The sequence below is a fragment of the Halorubellus salinus genome, from assembly GCF_020567525.1.
GTDB lineage: Archaea > Halobacteriota > Halobacteria > Halobacteriales > Natrialbaceae > Halorubellus > Halorubellus salinus.
The window spans coordinates 290889-305502 of record NZ_JAJCVI010000006.1 but is presented as its reverse complement, the minus strand read 5'-3'; the positions used below and the strand labels follow the sequence as shown (position 1 = coordinate 305502).

Sequence of the window (14614 nt, the reverse complement as noted above, 5' to 3'; positions counted from 1 at the left end):
CGAGAACGAAGGCACCGCTGTCAGGCCACGGGACGTACTACGGCGACAGCGAACGACTCCATACCAGCGCTTGGACCCGCCGCACGCAAAAGGATAGCGGTCCCACGACACCCACTCACGCGCGGTCCCACGACACCCACTCACGCGCGGTCCCACGACATCCACTCACGCACAGCGACCAGCCACCACGTCTCGACTGGCGGCGACCCGACACCACGTCCCGGCGCGCAGTAACCCCGACACTACGTCCCGGCGCGCGGTGACGCGGTCGCGCGAACGACAGTGAGCGCGACTGCGTCGATACCGTGTGAGGGACGAGCACCGCGGCGACCGCAGGGAGCCGCGGCGCGGAGTCGGCTGGGGAGGACGAGGTTCGTTGTGATGCGGTTGCGGTCTGGTGCGGTCCGGTTCGGACTGGGAGTGAACGGGAGCGGTCAGCGCGGTCGTCGAAGCCGTCCTGGAGGCGACGCGACCCCGAGCTATCACGTGGACGTTCGTCCGCTCGCTCGGTCGTCCGTTCACTCGCCCGGTTCGACGCGGAACCGCGCTTCGAGCGTCCGCGACCGGTCGTCGCCGACGCCGACGTCGAGCCGGAACGCGTACTCGCCGGGGTCGACGTCGCCGAGGTAGACGGTCGAGTCGCTGGACGCGATCTCCGTCGGTTCGCCACCCAGCCGGACGGTGTACGCGTGGGACTCGCCGGGTGCGAGTTCGTGCAGCGGCTGGACCCAGCCGTCGGGGACGACGACGTCGCCGTCGTGATACACCTTCCACGCGGCGAGGTTCGTGCGAACCGGCACGAGCGCGTTGTTCCGAACCGTCGCGGTCGCCTCGGGCGACGCCGGCGTGAGGACGCTCGGGTCGACGTCGAGCGACACCGCGTCGCGTGCGTCGGCGCGAGCGAAGTCGACGATCTCGCCGAAGAAGACGACCGTGCCAGCGAGGACGCTCCCGACCGCGCCAGCGAGGAGGGTTCGACGCTTCACGGGCGGTTCGTCGGCGACCGACGGTAAGTGCTTTCCGCGACTCGCTCGAGTCTCGGTTCCGGGACCTCACTCCTCGCCCTGGTCGGAGTGCGCGCGCACCCAGAGCTCGCCGATGCGCGACAACCTGGTCCGATACGACTTCCCCGCCGACTCCTGCTCGATGTACCCCTTCCCACCTGGTCCGAGCCGGTCGACGTTGTAGATGACCTTCGACCGGAAGCTGTCGGTGTACTCCTCGTTCAACTCCGCGGCCAGGGATTCGGCGAGTTCGCTCACGCTCTCGAACTCGCCGTGCTCGCCGAGCTTGAACAGGATGACCTCCTCGAACGGCTTCACGTTCGAGAACGACGCCACCGGCAGCTCGACGACGTGCCCGTCGTCGAACGTCTTCGCGCCGATGGTCGTCCCGCGCTCGTCGAACTCCTCCAGGAGATCCCGCGACGACGCGAGCCGGTCCGCGACCCGCTCGCGCAGGTCGTCTTCGACGCCCGCGTCCTCCAGATCCGCGAGCAGGTCCTGCTGGCGGCGGAGCTCCTCCGCGAGCTCGGTCTCCAGGTACTTCTCGGGCGCCGTGTAGTACGTGTGGATTCGCTCGCGCTCGTCCTCGCGCTCCACCATCAACGAGTGCGCGGCGGTCGCGAACGCGAACGACACCGTTCGCGGCATCGCCGCGATGTTCACCCACACCTCGTTCCCGAGGTCGAGCTCCGCCGTGATGAGGTCGTACGCTTGCTCGAACGCCGCGTCGTAGTCGTAGACGTCGACGACCATCACGCGCTCCGTGTCCGCCCCCAGGAGGTTCTGGAAGTCCTTCTCGAGCTTCTCCGAGAGGTTCTGACTGTACTCGACGTTCGCCTCCGACCCGACCGCGCCCTCGAGGAGGATGACGCGCTCCACGTCGAACTGGTCGCGGACGAGGGGCGCGATGAGCCGGTCGTAATCGAACCCGACCGGGACGATGTGCGTCTGCATACCTGCTACCAGCGGCGGCCCGGTTATATACTTCCGCTCCTCGAGCCGCGACTCCCGTCAAGCGGTGACGGCATCCGAAGGTCTTTGCGTGCCCGAAGCCGACGGTGGTGGTAAGCATGAGCGTACGCGTCGGCGTCCTTGGCGCCACGGGAGCAGTAGGGCAGCGACTCATCCAGCTTCTCGACCCACATCCGGACTTCGAGATCGCGGCACTCACGGCGAGCGACGAGTCCGCGGGCCACGACTATCGGGAGGTCGCGAAGTGGCGCGTGGACGCGCCGATCCCGGAGGACGTCGCGGCGACGACCGTCGTCGAGACCGACCCGAGTGCGGTCCCCGACGACGTGGACCTCATCTTCTCGTCGCTTCCATCGAGCGTCGGCGAGCAGGTGGAGCCGGCGTTCGCCGAAGCGGGCTACGTCGTCTCGTCGAATTCCTCGAACGCGCGGATGGACGACGACGTCCCGCTCGTCATCCCCGAGGTGAACGCCGACCACATGCAGCTCATCGAGGTGCAGCGCGACGAACGCGGGTGGGACGGCGCGCTCGTGAAGAACCCGAACTGTTCGACGATCACGATGGTGCCGACGCTCGCGGCGCTCGATTCCTTCGGGCTCGAACGCGTGCACGTCTCGACCTTGCAGGCCGTGAGTGGCGCGGGCTACTCGGGCGTGAGTTCGATGGAGATCATCGACAACGTCGTCCCGCACATCGGCGGCGAGGAGGCGAAGATGGAGTCCGAGTCCCGGAAGCTCCTCGGTGCGTTCGACGGCGCGGAACTGTCGCTGCACGACGCCGAGGTGTCGGCGTCGTGTAACCGCGTGCCGACGATCGACGGGCACCTGGAGAACGTGTGGGCCGAGCTCGCGGACGACCCCTCGGTCGCGGACGTCGAGGACGCGCTCGCGGCGGCGCCGAGCGCGGACCTGCCGTCGTCCCCGGAGCCGCTCGTGAAGGTGTTCGAGGAGCCGGACCGCCCGCAGCCCCGCATGGACCGCATGCTCGGCGGCGGGATGATGGTCGCGGCCGGTGGCGTCCAGGAGACGCCCGCGGGCGTCCAGTACAACTGTCTCGCGCACAACACCATCCGCGGTGCCGCAGGTGCGAGCGTCCTCAACGGCGAACTGCTCGCGCGCGACGGCTGGCTGTAGATAGCTGCCGAACCTGCCGGCGGTCTCGAAGCCGACGATCCGGTGACGCTGGACCGGATATAGACAGAAAACTTACGAGACGACGAGCCGTCGTTGTGCGCGATGTCCTCCGTTCGACGCACCGAGACGCTCGTCCACGCCGTTGCGGTCCTCGCCGCGTTCGCCACGCTCGCTGCGGTGTCGTGGCTCGTCCGCGCGTACTCGCTCAGCACCGCCGTCGCGACGGCGGGAGCGGTCGTGTTCAACGTCCTCGTGTTCGGCGGCGCGCACCTCTACCTCGCCGCACGCGGCGAGGACGGGACCGTCACCGTCGAATCGCGCTGGCGGTTCCTCGCGTTCCTCGCGGTCGCGGCCGTCGCCGCGCTCGCAGCCATCGCGTTCGGTGGCACGCTCCACGATGCACTCGGCGTCGGCGTCCGCGCGGTCGGCGTGGCGTTCGTCGCGGTCGCCGCGCTCTCGTACCTCGCCGTCGAGGCACGCGCCGGATACCGGGACGCGGTGACGACCAGGCGCTGACTAGCCGTCCCGGGGCCAGCCGTCTATCTCGTCGGCGGTGACCGGTTCCGCGTCGAGTCCCGCGATGCTCGCTGCCTCGTCACCGCCGTCGCCCGCGTGCTCCCCGCCGCCGTCGTCGCTGCTGTCGTCGCAGTCACCGCCAAGCGGGTCGCCGTCGAACCCCTGGCCGGTGGCAACGCCCGTGGTCATCACGGACTGGACGCCTTCCTCGACGCTCATGTCGACGTCGGTCACCTGGTCGCGCGAGACGTTCGCGAGGAACCCCGCCATCACGGGGTTCGGGGCGAGCGGGACGAACACGGTGAGGTCGGCGTCGACGGCGTCCTGGACGCTCTCGGGCGGCGCCGCGGTGACGAACCCGAGCGTGTGCAGGCCCTCGTCGGGGAGTTCGACGAGCACGACCTCCTGGAAGCTCCCGGTGTCGTTCTCGAAGAACATCTCGCTCAGGCGACCGGCGGTCTCGTAGATGGTCCCGACGACGGGGACGGCGGCGACGCCGCTCTCGAGCTTTCCCGCGAGCGTCGACTCCTCGCCGCGGGCTTCCGCGACCGCGCCGACGAGCACGGTCAGCGCGAGCAGCGTCACGCCGACCGCGACCTCGAGGACGGTCACGGGGAAGGTCTCGCCGAAGAAGAAGAACAGGACGACGTCCGCGATGGGGCGCAGGAAACCCGAGAGGACGCTCCACGCGAACAGGAGCGCGGCGATCGTGACGAACACGGGGAGCATGGTGGCGATCCCGGTGAGTGCGGCGCGACGCGCGAACGACGGCCAGTCGTTCGACTCGCTCATGCGTCCACGAGGCGTCGCCGCCAGCAAAAGCGTGGGTGGTAGCCGCGGCCGCGAACGAACGGGCGTTCAGGCGACCTGGTTCTCGAAGCCCTCGTCGTCGACGCGACCGTCCGCGAGGCGCTCGACGTTCTCGGCGAGGATGTCCGCGAGGCGCTCGTAGTAGTTCGGCGTGTGCCCGGCGTTGTGCGGCGTGACGAGGACGTTGTCGAAGTCCCAGAGCGGGTGGCCCGAGGGGAGCGGTTCGGGGTCGGTGACGTCGAGTGCGGCGCCGCGGATCTCGTGGCGGCGGATCGCGGAGACGAGGTCGTCGGTGTCGACGACGGGGCCGCGGGCCATGTTCACGAGGACGGCGTCGCTGGGCATCGTCACGAACGCCTCGTGGTCGACGAGCCCCGCCGTGGTGTCGGTGAGCGGGCACGCGAGCACGACGTACGAGGAGTCCGCGAACGCGGCCTCGACGCCCGCCGCGTCGTCGTACCCGACGACGCGGTCGACGGGGCCGCCCTTCTCCGGCGAGTGGCGGACGCCGACGGTCTCGACGTCGAACGCGTCGAGGCGTTCGGCGACCGCGGTCCCGATGGCGCCCATCCCGACGACCGTGACCGTGGAGCCGGCGAGCTCGTGGGTCGGGTACGACCGCCAGACGTCGTCGTCGCCCTGTCGGCGCGCGACGTGGAACCGTCGGGCGAACGAGAGGATGCACGCCAGCGCGTGCTCGCCCATGTTCGGCCCGTGGACCCCCGAGGCGTTCGTCACCGCGACGCCGCGGTCGCGGAGCGCGTCCATCGGGAGGTGGCCGGTGCCGGCGAACGCGCACGCGAACAACTCGACGTCGTCGCCGAACGCCTCGAGGACGGCGTCGCTGATGTTCATGCCGGCGACGACGTCGGCGTCCTGGACGACCTCGCGTTCCTCGCTGGGCGTGCGCGCGAGCACGACCTCGTGCTCGGGGAGGCGGTCGCGCAGCGCCGCGACGTAGTCGTCGATGGGGATGCCGTGGACGGTCTCGCGCAGCACCGCGACCGTGAGGGAGTCGTCACTCATCGTCACTCACCTCGGAACGCCGGCTCGGTCTTCGAGAAGAACGCCTCGTAGCCGGCGGCGTAGTCGTCGGTCCTGGCGAGTCGCGCGATCGCGTCCTTCTCCGCGGTGAGCTGGGTGTTGAGCGTGCGTTCGTACGAGCGGTTCAGGAGCGCCTTCGCGGCCGCGTACGCCTTCGTCGGGCCGCTCGCGAGGTCGGTCGCGACCTCGTCGACGCGGTCGTCCCAGTCGTCGGCGTCGACGACCTCGGTCGCGAGCCCCATCTCGACGGCTTCGGTGGCCGAGACGGGTTCGTCGAGGAGGAGGAACTCGCGGGCGCGGCGCATCCCGACGAGCCGCGGGAGGAACCACGTCGCGCCGGCGTCCCCGGAGAGCCCGACGCGGGGATACGAGTACTCGAAGCGCGCGGTCTGGTGCGCGAGCACGAGGTCGCTCGCGAGCGCGAGCCCGAACCCGCCACCGGCCGCGACGCCGTTCACCGCGGAGATGGTGGGGACGTCGCTCGTCGCGAGCGTCCTGACGGCGGCGTGCAGTCGCGTCGCGACGCGGTCCAGGCGCCGCTGATCGGTCTCGTCGCCCTCGAACGCGGCGAGGTCCGCGCCCGAACAGAACGTCCCGCCGTCGCCCTCGAGGACGACGCACCGGACGTCGCTCGCGGCCGTCGCCGCGGCCAGCGCGTCCTTCAGGTCGATCGCGGTGTCCACGTCCAGCGCGTTGTGCGCGTCCGGTCGAGCGAGCGTGACGTGCGCGACCCCGTCCGCGAGGTCGACGTCCACGTGCTCGAAGCCTTCGTCGAGTTGCATACTCTCGCCTGCGAGCGGCGCCGAGAAAAACCCCGGCGGTCGCGGCCGCCGTCGCCGGGACCGCGCGCTGTTCGCCCGAGAACCGAAGCCGTTATCAGTGTTTTAGGCCTGCCTAAATTCATGGTCGACGACCTGAACGACGACGAACCCGACGGCCCGAACAACGCGGCAGACTCGACGCGCCGACGCATCCTGACCGGCAGCGCCACCGTCGCCGCCGGACTGCTCGCCGGCTGTGCGAGCAACACCGACTCCACGAGGACGAACCGCACCGACGACACCGACCCCACGACCGGCGACGACGGCGACGCGAACGAGACGACCCAGTCGGAGCCTGGCCCGTACTCGGTGTCGATGTCGCCGATGGGCGACGTCGCGTTCGAACAGCCGCCCGAGGACGTCTTCACGGTGTTCTCGACGTACGCCGACATGGCCGTCGCGCTCGGTCGCGGTGACGCCGTCAACGCCCTCTACGTCCCCGAGATGTCCGGCACGACGATGAACCACTACTACAGCCGGCTCGACGGCGTCTCCTTCGAGTACGAGGGGCTCCTCGACCCGCTCGTCGACGGCCTCCCGAAGGAGAAGCTGTACGAACTCGACAGCGACGTCCACCTCGCGGACCCAGTCTGGGCGGCCAGCCAGCAGAACTGGGACGACGGCGACGTCGACGAGGTCGCGACCACGGTCGGTCCGTGGTTCGGGAACTTCTACAGCGGCACGAACAACGGCGTCCCCGACGGCGTCGAGGACTACCAGTTCTACGGGCTCTGGGGGCTCTTCGAGAAGGTCGCGGCGGTGTTCCGCGAGCGCGAGCGCTACGAGGCGCTCGCCGCCGTCCACGAGGACCTCGTCGCCACCATCCAGGCGGACCTGCCACCGGCATCCGAGCGCCCGACCGCGGTCCGCGCCACGCTGAGCGCCGACGGCGAGCAGTTCTACACGTACCACCTCAACGAACCCGGGTACTGGCTCGCCGACACCCGCCCGCTCGGCGCGACCGACGCGTTCGCCGACGAGGACTGGGGGAGCCTCTGGGGGACCGTCGACTACGAGACGATGGCCGAAGCCGACCCCGACGTCTTCCTCCACCTCTGGGGACTCACCCCGAACTACTCGATGACGGACACGAAGCGAGCGCTACGCGACCACCCCGTCGGGAGCGAACTCGCCGCCGTCCAGAACGACCGCGTCTACCCCGCCGGCATGCGCTACCAGGGCCCCATCATGAACCTCTTCCAGCTCGAGATGGGCGCGAAACAGCTCTACCCCGAGCGCTTCGGCGCGTGGCCGACCTACGAGGACGGCCAGCCGTACCCCGAGATACCTGACGACGAGCAGTTGTTCGACCGGGAGCGCGTCGCGGACGTCATCACCGGCGAACGCTGACCGGTCGCCAGACAGCAGAACGACCGCGAGCGGCGTGACCGAAGCGTTTTTTCGCGCGCGCCGCGTTCGCCGCCGTAACGACGACGTCCCGGGACGCGAACCGCGACCCCCGCCCGGGCGCCCCACCGCTCCCCTCATCCATGACGCGAAAACTCCTCGTCACGGTCGACTCGCTCCGCTACGACCACTTCAGGCACTTCCCCGCGACCCGCGAGTACCTCGAGTTCGAGCACGACCGTGCGTTCTCGACGTTCCCGGAGACCTTCGGGTCGTTCCCCGCCATCGTCGGCGGCGAGTACGCGCTCCAGCGCGGGCTGAAGGACGGGACGAGCGTCGCGCGCCGCGTCGACGGCCGCAAGGTCGGTATCACGACGAACCACCTGCTCTCGCCGAAGTACGGGTACGACGACGCGTTCGACCACTTCGAGAGCCCGTCGGCGAGCGAGGAGGGCATCGCGGGGTTCGTCTCGGACAAGCTCGAGCTCGGGTCGACGCCGTACAAGGTCGCGGCGGCGGCGTGGAACCAGATAGAGCGCGCACGGTCGAAGGTCGTGAAGCTCGGGAAGTCCTTCCGGCGCGCGGACGACGTCATCGAGACGTTCTTCGAGCAGACCGACGGTCACGACGACTGGTTCGGGTGGCTGCACTTCATGGAGCCACACCACCCCTACGACCCCCACAGCGCGCCCGTCTCTCGGGACTACGCGAACCGCGTGAGCCGGAAGGCGATCTCGCATCGCGTGAACGACGAGGAGGCCGACCTCGTCCGCGAACTCTACCGGCGCGAGTGCGAGGAACTCGACGTCGAACTCCGGCGCCTCTGGGAGGGGATTCCGGAGGACACGGAGGTCGTCTTCCTCTCGGACCACGGCGAACTCCTCGGCGAGGACGGCGTCTGGGGTCACCCCGGCCTCCTGCATCCGCTCCTGCATCACGTCCCGCTCGCGACGAAGAACGTCGACTGGTCGTTCGGTGACGTCGCGAGCCTCATCGACGTCCCGAGCATGCTCGTCGGCGAGGAACACGGCCTCGGCCGCGAGGACCGCGACGTCGCGTTCGCGCTCTACGGCGACCGGCGCGCGGCGATGAACCGCGACGGCATCGTGAACTACGACCCCGACGACGCCGACTCCTACTCGGCGCGGGACCTCCAGGGGAACGACGCCCCGATGGACGACGACCTCAAGGACGCCCTGGAGGCGTTCGACGTCGACGGCGGCATCACGCGGTACGACGCGGACGAGGAGACCCTCGCCGAACTCGGCTACCTGGAATGACCGACCGCGACACCGAGGCGCCCGCGCTCCCCGACGCCGACGTTGACGTCGACGAGGTCCTCGCCGACCGCTCCGTGCGAATCGTCCACGAGGGCTCGTGGATCCATCCCGGCGGCGCGGCACGCGTCGCGAAGGCGCTCGCGGACGCGTTCGACGCCCCGCTCACCGTCGGGCACACGCCCGACCGCGAGTTCTGGAGCGAGTACGACGTCGCGTTCCCGTTCCAGGAACGCTTCCACGACGGCCTCTCCTCGAAGGTATTCCTCAACGACACCGTGCGACCGGCGTCGGAACTCCTGCGCGCCGCCGGGTTCCGCGGCCTCGACTTCGAGGAGGACGTCGTCATCTCCAGCGGGACCGCCGCGAAGTGGTGGGTGCCGGCCCACGACCAGCATCACGTCCACTACTGTCACGTCCCGCCACCGCGGTTCTACGCGCGCCCGACCGACGGCGTCGTCGACTGGGCGACGACGACGCTCGTCACCGTCCTCGACCGGCACTTCGCGGACTACTGCACGGGAATGCTCGCGAACAGCGCGTTCACCCGCGAGCGCGTCCACAAGCACTACCTCCGGGACCGCAGCGAGGTCCCCGTAGTGAACCCGCCAATCGACGTGGACCGGTTCGAGCACGCGCCAGCCGACGCCGACGACCCGTACTTCGTGATGATCGGCCGACTGAACGACATGAAGCGCACCGACGTCGTCGCTCGCGCCTTCCGCGACCTCGACGCGCGACTCGTGCTCGTCGGCGACGGGCCCCTCCGCAAGCAGGTCGCGCGCCGGCGGAACGTCGAGGTCCACGAACGCCTCTCCGACGACGCGCTCGCCGACCTCGTCGCCGAATCGACGGGCGGTATCGCGTTCGCTCGCGAGGAGCACTGCGGGATGACCCCGAAGGAGTTCCAGAGCGCCGGCAAACCCGTCGTCGTCCCCGACGAACCGAACCTCGACAATCACGTCACCGACGGCGAGGACGGCGTCGTCGTCCCCGTCAGCGAGGACGGCGTCCGCCAGGGCGTCGAGCGAATCCTCGACGCCGAGTGGGACCCCGACCGCATCCAGCAGACGGCCGCGGACTGGTCTCACGACGCCTTCCGCGAGCACGCCCGCGAGGCCGTCGCGCGCATCGTCGCCGCGGACGAAGCCTGACCTGCCAGCGAGGGCGTACGGGATCTGACCTGCCAGCGAACGCAAGCGGCGGCGCTCGCCCGCACCGAGGGCACCCCGCGGGAAGCGTCATTTTTTAAGCGATGCCCGGCATCTCCCCGGTATGAACGTCGCCCTCGTCACCGTCGACTCGCTGCGCGTCGACCGCATCGCGCCGAGGGTGATGCCGGAGACACGCGCGTTCGCGGACGACGCCGTCGAGTTCACGGAGTGCGTCGCGAACGGGCCGTCCACGCCCGCGTCGTTCCCCGCCATCCACGCGAGCCGGTACTTCGCGAGCGTCGACGGCCTCGGCATCCCGCCCGCCGACGCCGGCGGTCCCATCCGGACGCTCGCGGAGGTCCTCTCGGACGCCGGGTACGCGACCGCGGGCTACACCGACAACCAGTTCGCGAGCGGCGCGTACCACTACGACCGCGGGTTCGACGCGATGCACGACGCGAGCAGTGACGGCGCGAACGTCAACGAGTTCAAGCAGTTCGTGCAGTCGAACCTCGACAAGGACGGCGTCGTCTTCCGGACCATCGAACGCGTCTACAACCGCGTCGACGCGCTGTTCGCGACCACGGGCGGTCGAGACTTCGAGCACGAACGCGCGGACTCGCTGAACGAGCGCGCGCTCGAGTTCGTCGACGCGCAGGACGCGGACGACGACTGGTTCACGTGGCTGCACTACATGGACGCCCACCACCCCTACGAGGCGCCCGCCGACTACCAGCGCGAGTTCCTCGACGAACCCCGGAGCGTCGCCGAGTGTCGTGCCCTCTCTCGGAAGGGCACGCATCACCCCGAGGAGGTCACCGACGACGAGTGGGACGTCATCCGCGGGCTCTACGACGCCGAGTGCAAGTACGTCGACGACCAGTTCCGCGGGTTCCTCGACGCGCTCGCAGACCGCGGCGTCCTCGGCGACACCATCGTCGTGTTCACCGCGGACCACGGCGAACTCGTCGGCGAGCACGACCACGCTGGGCACCCGCCCGAGTTCTGGGAGGGCGTCGTCCGCGTCCCCTTCGTCGTCCACCACCCCGACCTGGACGCGGCGACCGTCGACGGCCAGATCCGCCTCGTCGACACCGCGCCGACGATCGCGGACGCCGTCGACCTCGACGCCCCCGACGACTGGGAGGGCGCGAGCGCGCTCGACCTCCACCGGGGCGACGTCGACGCTCGCGAGTGGGCGTTCGGCGACGTCGGCCGCGACGTCGACTACGGCCGCTGCTGTGCGCGCCGCGCCGACGGCTGGAAGCTGTTGCGGCACGCCGACGACGGCGAGTTCTGCTTCGACGTCACCGCGACGCCCGCCGAACGCCCCGAGGACGACCGGACGGACGCCCCCGAGTACGACGAACTCGCCGCGGCGCTCGACGACCACCAGGCGCGGATGCAGCGCATGCGTGCTGGCGAACGAAGTGGCGTGAGCGAGGACGACGAGATGGTCACCGAGCACCTCGAGGACCTCGGCTATCTGGAGTAACGCCAGGAGCCATCGATCCTGCGCGCCATGGGGCCCAGGCCTGACTATTCCAGATACCCGAGTTCCTCGAGCCGGTCGCGGGTCTCGTCGTCGACGTCGATGGCGGCCTCGCCCTCGACGCCGTCGCCGTATCCCTCGAGCGCGTCGACGAGGTCGTCGGGGAGGTCGTCGACCGGCTCGCCCTCGCTGCCGTCGGCGACGTCGAACGCGAGGCGCGTCCCGGTCGCGGGCACCGCGACGAGCTTGTGGTCGTCGAGCCACACCGCGCGCTGGTTGTAGCCGTACGCGGTCTCCTCGCACAGGGGCACGTGGTCCGCGCGGACCGCATCGAGGGACGCCGGTGCGATCGCTCCGTCACCGACCGATGCGTCGAGTGCGTCGAGGAGGAGCGGAACGACGGCGGTCAGTGAGAGTGGCGCGTCGTCGCGTCCCACGTCGAGGTCCGGCGCACGGACCCAGAGCGGGACACGCGCAACGTCCTCGAGGACGCTGTGGCCGTGGTCGGTCCCGTAGTACCCCCGCGGGTCGTCGTTCAGTGTACGCTCTAGGTCGACGTGCTCCCAGAACGCCTCACCGTGGTCCCCGCAGACCACGACGACGGTGTCGTCGTCGAGCCCCTCCAGGAGCGGAGCGAGCGCGTCATCGACGCCCCTGACGGCGGCGTCGTATGCACGAACGCGACCGTCTCGATACGCTTCGAACCCGGCACCGTCGGTCGTTTCGCGGAACCGCCAATCCTCGAGGTCGTCGAGGTCCGGGACGTCGAACGTCTCGCGGTGCTCGTCCGGGACGTCGAGCGGAGCGTGCGGGTCGCCGAGTTGGAGATGACAGAACCAGCGATCGCGGTCCGAGATCCAGTCGCGAGTGGCGGCGACGCGCTCTTGGGCGTCCGTGTACGTCGCAGAGATCGTCTGGAACCGGTCGCCGACCGCCTTCTCCGCCATCGGAATCGCGGTGAACATCGCCGTGTCGTAGCCCGCGGCTTCGAGGAGGTCGGGGAGCATCGGGACGTCGACGAGGGGTTTCGTGGGGAACTGCTCGGCGGAGAGGTTCCGGGGGTCCTCGATCATGCGCCCACCGTGCTCGTGCGGATAACGCCCCGAGTGCAAGGAGGCGATCGACGGGAACGTCCACGAGGCGGGCGCCTTCGCGTTCGAGAACGCCCGCGCTTCGTCGGCGAACGCGTCGAGCGTCGGCGTCGTCTCGCGGTCGTACCCGAACCCGGAGACGTGGTCCGCGCGAAGCGAGTCCACGACGACGACGAGCACGTTCCGCGGGCGGTCGACGTTCACCACGCGATCGAACGACCTGGTCTGGCGTTGCCTCCAGTGGTTCACTCGATGCTTGAAGTCGACCCACTTGCTGTTCAGTCGTGGGAACCACCGGAACGGGTTCATTCCAGGTACCCCAGTTCCCTGAGCGTCTCCTCGACCTCCTCGCCGGCGCCGCGGTCGCTGGCGCCGATGGCCGACGGCGGCCCCGTCTCGACGTCGCGGTCGGTGGCGTCGCCCGCGAGGACGTCCCGGCGGACGTCGCCGTCGACGTCCTCGGGGACGGGAACGTCGAGGTAGTGCAGGATCGTGGGCGCGAGGTCGTACAGGTCGAGGTCGGCGGTGCCCGCGGCGACGTCGTCGCCGACGCCCGCGAAGATACCGCTCCGACGGTGCGTGGCGAGCCACTCGGTCTGCTCGCCGAACACCGCACCGCCGATGGATTCGGGTGCGTCGACGCCGACCGTGTACTCGACGACGAGGTCGGGGCCGCGTTCGCGAGCGCCCGTGTAGACGTCCGCGGGGTCGTGGACCGCGCTCGCCACCGGGATTCCCTCGGGCGTCTCCAGGTCGCGGATGTCGTCGGCGAGGGCCTCCCGGTAGCGCTCGGCGGCCGCCGCGGGGTCGTCGGCGTCCGCGAACGCCGCGTGATTCACGTACACTGGCCCGCGGCCGAGCGAGATGGCTTTGGTCGCCGTCCAGTCGATGGCGGCGTCCTGGATGGCGACGCGCCCGCTCTCGCTCGGGAACAACCCCTGCACGGACTTCGGGACGAGGCGCTGGGCGAGACTGACGAGCCCGAGTCGGTCGACGACGCGCTTCAGGCGCTCCTCGGTGAACCCCATCGTCGACAGGAGCGTGCGCGTCCCGTCGTCCGCGAACGCCAGGTCGCCGCGCTCGGCGAGCCACTGGTTCGGGAGGAATATCTCGTCGATCGCCGTGAACCCGTGGTCGCTCATCAGGAAGACGGCGTCGGCGTCGTCGCGCTCCAGGAGCTCGCCGAGGCGCTCGTCGATTCGCTGGTAGGCCTCTTTGAGGTGCTCGGGGCGGTCCCAGAGGCGATGCTGGAGGGTGTCCGTGAAGAACAACGTCGTGTGGACGAGGTCGCGGTCGCGCTCGTCGGCGAGGAACTCTGCGGCGTCGAACCGCTGGTCGAACAGCGTCTTGCCTTCGGCGACGAGCTCCTCCGGCGTCGCCTCGTTCAGGACGAGGTCGGGCTTCACGCGGTAGTCGGGGACAGCGTCGAGTAACTCGGGCTTGAGCGACTCGGGGTTCGTGAGCGTCTTGCGTTCGTTCGCGGGACTGCCGGCGACGACGTCGACGCCGTCCATCTCGCGGGCGTTCGCCGGATGCGTCGTCGGCATGTTCACCACGCCCGCGTCGATACCGTGGTCCGCGAGCACCTCCCAGTACTCGCGGCTCGTGAAGTCGCTCGCGTCGTTCGCCGACAGCGACCCCTCGTCGCGGTCGTACGCGTACCACTCGTAGACCCCGAGCTTCCCGGGCGTCTTCCCGGTCGAGTAGCACTTCCACGCGGGGAACGTCACGGGCGGGAGCGTGCTCTGGAGGTCGCCATCGACGCCCTCGTCGAGGATGCGCGCGAACGCAGGGAGGTCGCCCGCGTTCGCCCACGGACGCAGCAGCGACCAGTCGGCTCCGTCGAGGCCGACGACGTAGACGGTCATTGCCCCGGCTTTCGCCGGGGACGGGTTAAAACGCTTCGAGAGATTCGACGCGTGAGCCGACGCCCCGGACGACCCCTGGGGGTCG

Annotated in this window: 13 protein-coding genes; 6 read left to right on the top strand and 7 right to left on the bottom strand. The window is 69.8% G+C overall.

Features of this window, described 5'->3' with window-relative positions:
- Positions 1-518: 518 nt before the first annotated feature.
- On the bottom strand, positions 519-986 hold the full coding sequence (locus LI336_RS17925) for a hypothetical protein (protein ID WP_227134531.1): 468 nt from the start codon (positions 984-986) through the stop codon (positions 519-521).
- Between the two features lie 66 nt (positions 987-1052).
- Complete coding sequence (locus tag LI336_RS17920; RefSeq protein ID WP_227134530.1) at positions 1053-1958, bottom strand: HFX_2341 family transcriptional regulator; 906 nt, start codon at positions 1956-1958, stop codon at positions 1053-1055.
- A 116-nt stretch (positions 1959-2074) separates the two neighbouring features.
- Here LI336_RS17920 and asd point away from each other — a divergent pair, with 116 nt between their 5' ends.
- Together asd and LI336_RS17910 are read left to right on the top strand one after the other, a co-directional pair.
- Positions 2075-3109 (top strand): aspartate-semialdehyde dehydrogenase, encoded by a 1035-nt coding sequence (gene asd / locus LI336_RS17915; RefSeq protein WP_227134529.1) that lies wholly within the window; start codon positions 2075-2077, stop codon positions 3107-3109.
- 102 nt (positions 3110-3211) lie between these two features.
- Positions 3212-3625, top strand: a complete 414-nt coding sequence (locus tag LI336_RS17910) for a hypothetical protein (RefSeq protein WP_227134528.1) — start codon at positions 3212-3214, stop codon at positions 3623-3625.
- Here LI336_RS17910 and LI336_RS17905 read toward each other — a convergent pair whose 3' ends face one another.
- The 3 genes from LI336_RS17905 to LI336_RS17895 form a co-directional block, all read right to left on the bottom strand.
- Entirely contained in the window at positions 3626-4417 is a 792-nt protein-coding gene (locus tag LI336_RS17905) for a DUF502 domain-containing protein (RefSeq protein WP_227134527.1), read from the bottom strand.
- A 66-nt stretch (positions 4418-4483) separates the two neighbouring features.
- Entirely contained in the window at positions 4484-5461 is a 978-nt protein-coding gene (locus tag LI336_RS17900; RefSeq protein WP_227134526.1) for a D-2-hydroxyacid dehydrogenase, read from the bottom strand.
- A 2-nt stretch (positions 5462-5463) separates the two neighbouring features.
- On the bottom strand, positions 5464-6261 hold the full coding sequence (locus LI336_RS17895) for an enoyl-CoA hydratase/isomerase family protein (protein WP_227134525.1): 798 nt from the start codon (positions 6259-6261) through the stop codon (positions 5464-5466).
- A 120-nt stretch (positions 6262-6381) separates the two neighbouring features.
- On the opposite strand from LI336_RS17895, the gene LI336_RS17890 reads away from it, so the two are divergent.
- From LI336_RS17890 to LI336_RS17875, 4 genes are all read left to right on the top strand, one after another.
- On the top strand, positions 6382-7650 hold the full coding sequence (locus LI336_RS17890; RefSeq protein WP_227134524.1) for an ABC transporter substrate-binding protein: 1269 nt from the start codon (positions 6382-6384) through the stop codon (positions 7648-7650).
- Positions 7651-7790: 140 nt separating this feature from the next.
- The gene (locus LI336_RS17885; protein WP_227134523.1) at positions 7791-8927 is read left to right on the top strand and encodes a sulfatase-like hydrolase/transferase; all 1137 of its coding nucleotides are present in this window, start codon (positions 7791-7793) and stop codon (positions 8925-8927) included.
- A complete protein-coding gene (locus tag LI336_RS20255) occupies positions 8924-10078 on the top strand; it encodes a glycosyltransferase (RefSeq protein WP_264475529.1) in 1155 nt (384 codons plus the stop codon). The genes LI336_RS17885 and LI336_RS20255 overlap by 4 nt, the downstream gene beginning before the upstream one ends.
- A gap of 121 nt (positions 10079-10199) precedes the next feature.
- Complete coding sequence (locus tag LI336_RS17875) at positions 10200-11573, top strand: sulfatase-like hydrolase/transferase (RefSeq protein ID WP_227134522.1); 1374 nt, start codon at positions 10200-10202, stop codon at positions 11571-11573.
- Between the two features lie 44 nt (positions 11574-11617).
- Here the strand turns inward: LI336_RS17875 and LI336_RS17870 are convergent, their stop codons facing one another.
- Both LI336_RS17870 and LI336_RS17865 read right to left on the bottom strand, forming a co-directional pair.
- Complete coding sequence (locus tag LI336_RS17870) at positions 11618-12868, bottom strand: sulfatase (RefSeq protein ID WP_227134521.1); 1251 nt, start codon at positions 12866-12868, stop codon at positions 11618-11620.
- A 98-nt stretch (positions 12869-12966) separates the two neighbouring features.
- On the bottom strand, positions 12967-14529 hold the full coding sequence (locus LI336_RS17865) for an alkaline phosphatase family protein (protein WP_227134520.1): 1563 nt from the start codon (positions 14527-14529) through the stop codon (positions 12967-12969).
- Positions 14530-14614 lie beyond the last annotated feature (85 nt).

Bases quoted from the DNA above. Each gene is read 5' to 3' on its own strand.
- LI336_RS17905 (WP_227134527.1), bottom strand. From the start codon at position 4,417: ATGAGCGAGTCGAACGACTGGCCGTCGTTCGCGCGTCGCGCCGCACTC.
- LI336_RS17890 (WP_227134524.1), top strand. From the start codon at position 6,382: ATGGTCGACGACCTGAACGACGACGAACCCGACGGCCCGAACAACGCG.
- asd (WP_227134529.1), top strand. From the start codon at position 2,075: ATGAGCGTACGCGTCGGCGTCCTTGGCGCCACGGGAGCAGTAGGGCAG.
- LI336_RS17910 (WP_227134528.1), top strand. From the start codon at position 3,212: ATGTCCTCCGTTCGACGCACCGAGACGCTCGTCCACGCCGTTGCGGTC.
- LI336_RS17900 (WP_227134526.1), bottom strand. From the start codon at position 5,461: ATGAGTGACGACTCCCTCACGGTCGCGGTGCTGCGCGAGACCGTCCAC.
- LI336_RS17865 (WP_227134520.1), bottom strand. From the start codon at position 14,529: ATGACCGTCTACGTCGTCGGCCTCGACGGAGCCGACTGGTCGCTGCTG.
- LI336_RS17885 (WP_227134523.1), top strand. From the start codon at position 7,791: ATGACGCGAAAACTCCTCGTCACGGTCGACTCGCTCCGCTACGACCAC.
- LI336_RS17875 (WP_227134522.1), top strand. From the start codon at position 10,200: ATGAACGTCGCCCTCGTCACCGTCGACTCGCTGCGCGTCGACCGCATC.
- LI336_RS17920 (WP_227134530.1), bottom strand. From the start codon at position 1,958: ATGCAGACGCACATCGTCCCGGTCGGGTTCGATTACGACCGGCTCATC.
- LI336_RS17895 (WP_227134525.1), bottom strand. From the start codon at position 6,261: ATGCAACTCGACGAAGGCTTCGAGCACGTGGACGTCGACCTCGCGGAC.
- LI336_RS20255 (WP_264475529.1), top strand. From the start codon at position 8,924: ATGACCGACCGCGACACCGAGGCGCCCGCGCTCCCCGACGCCGACGTT.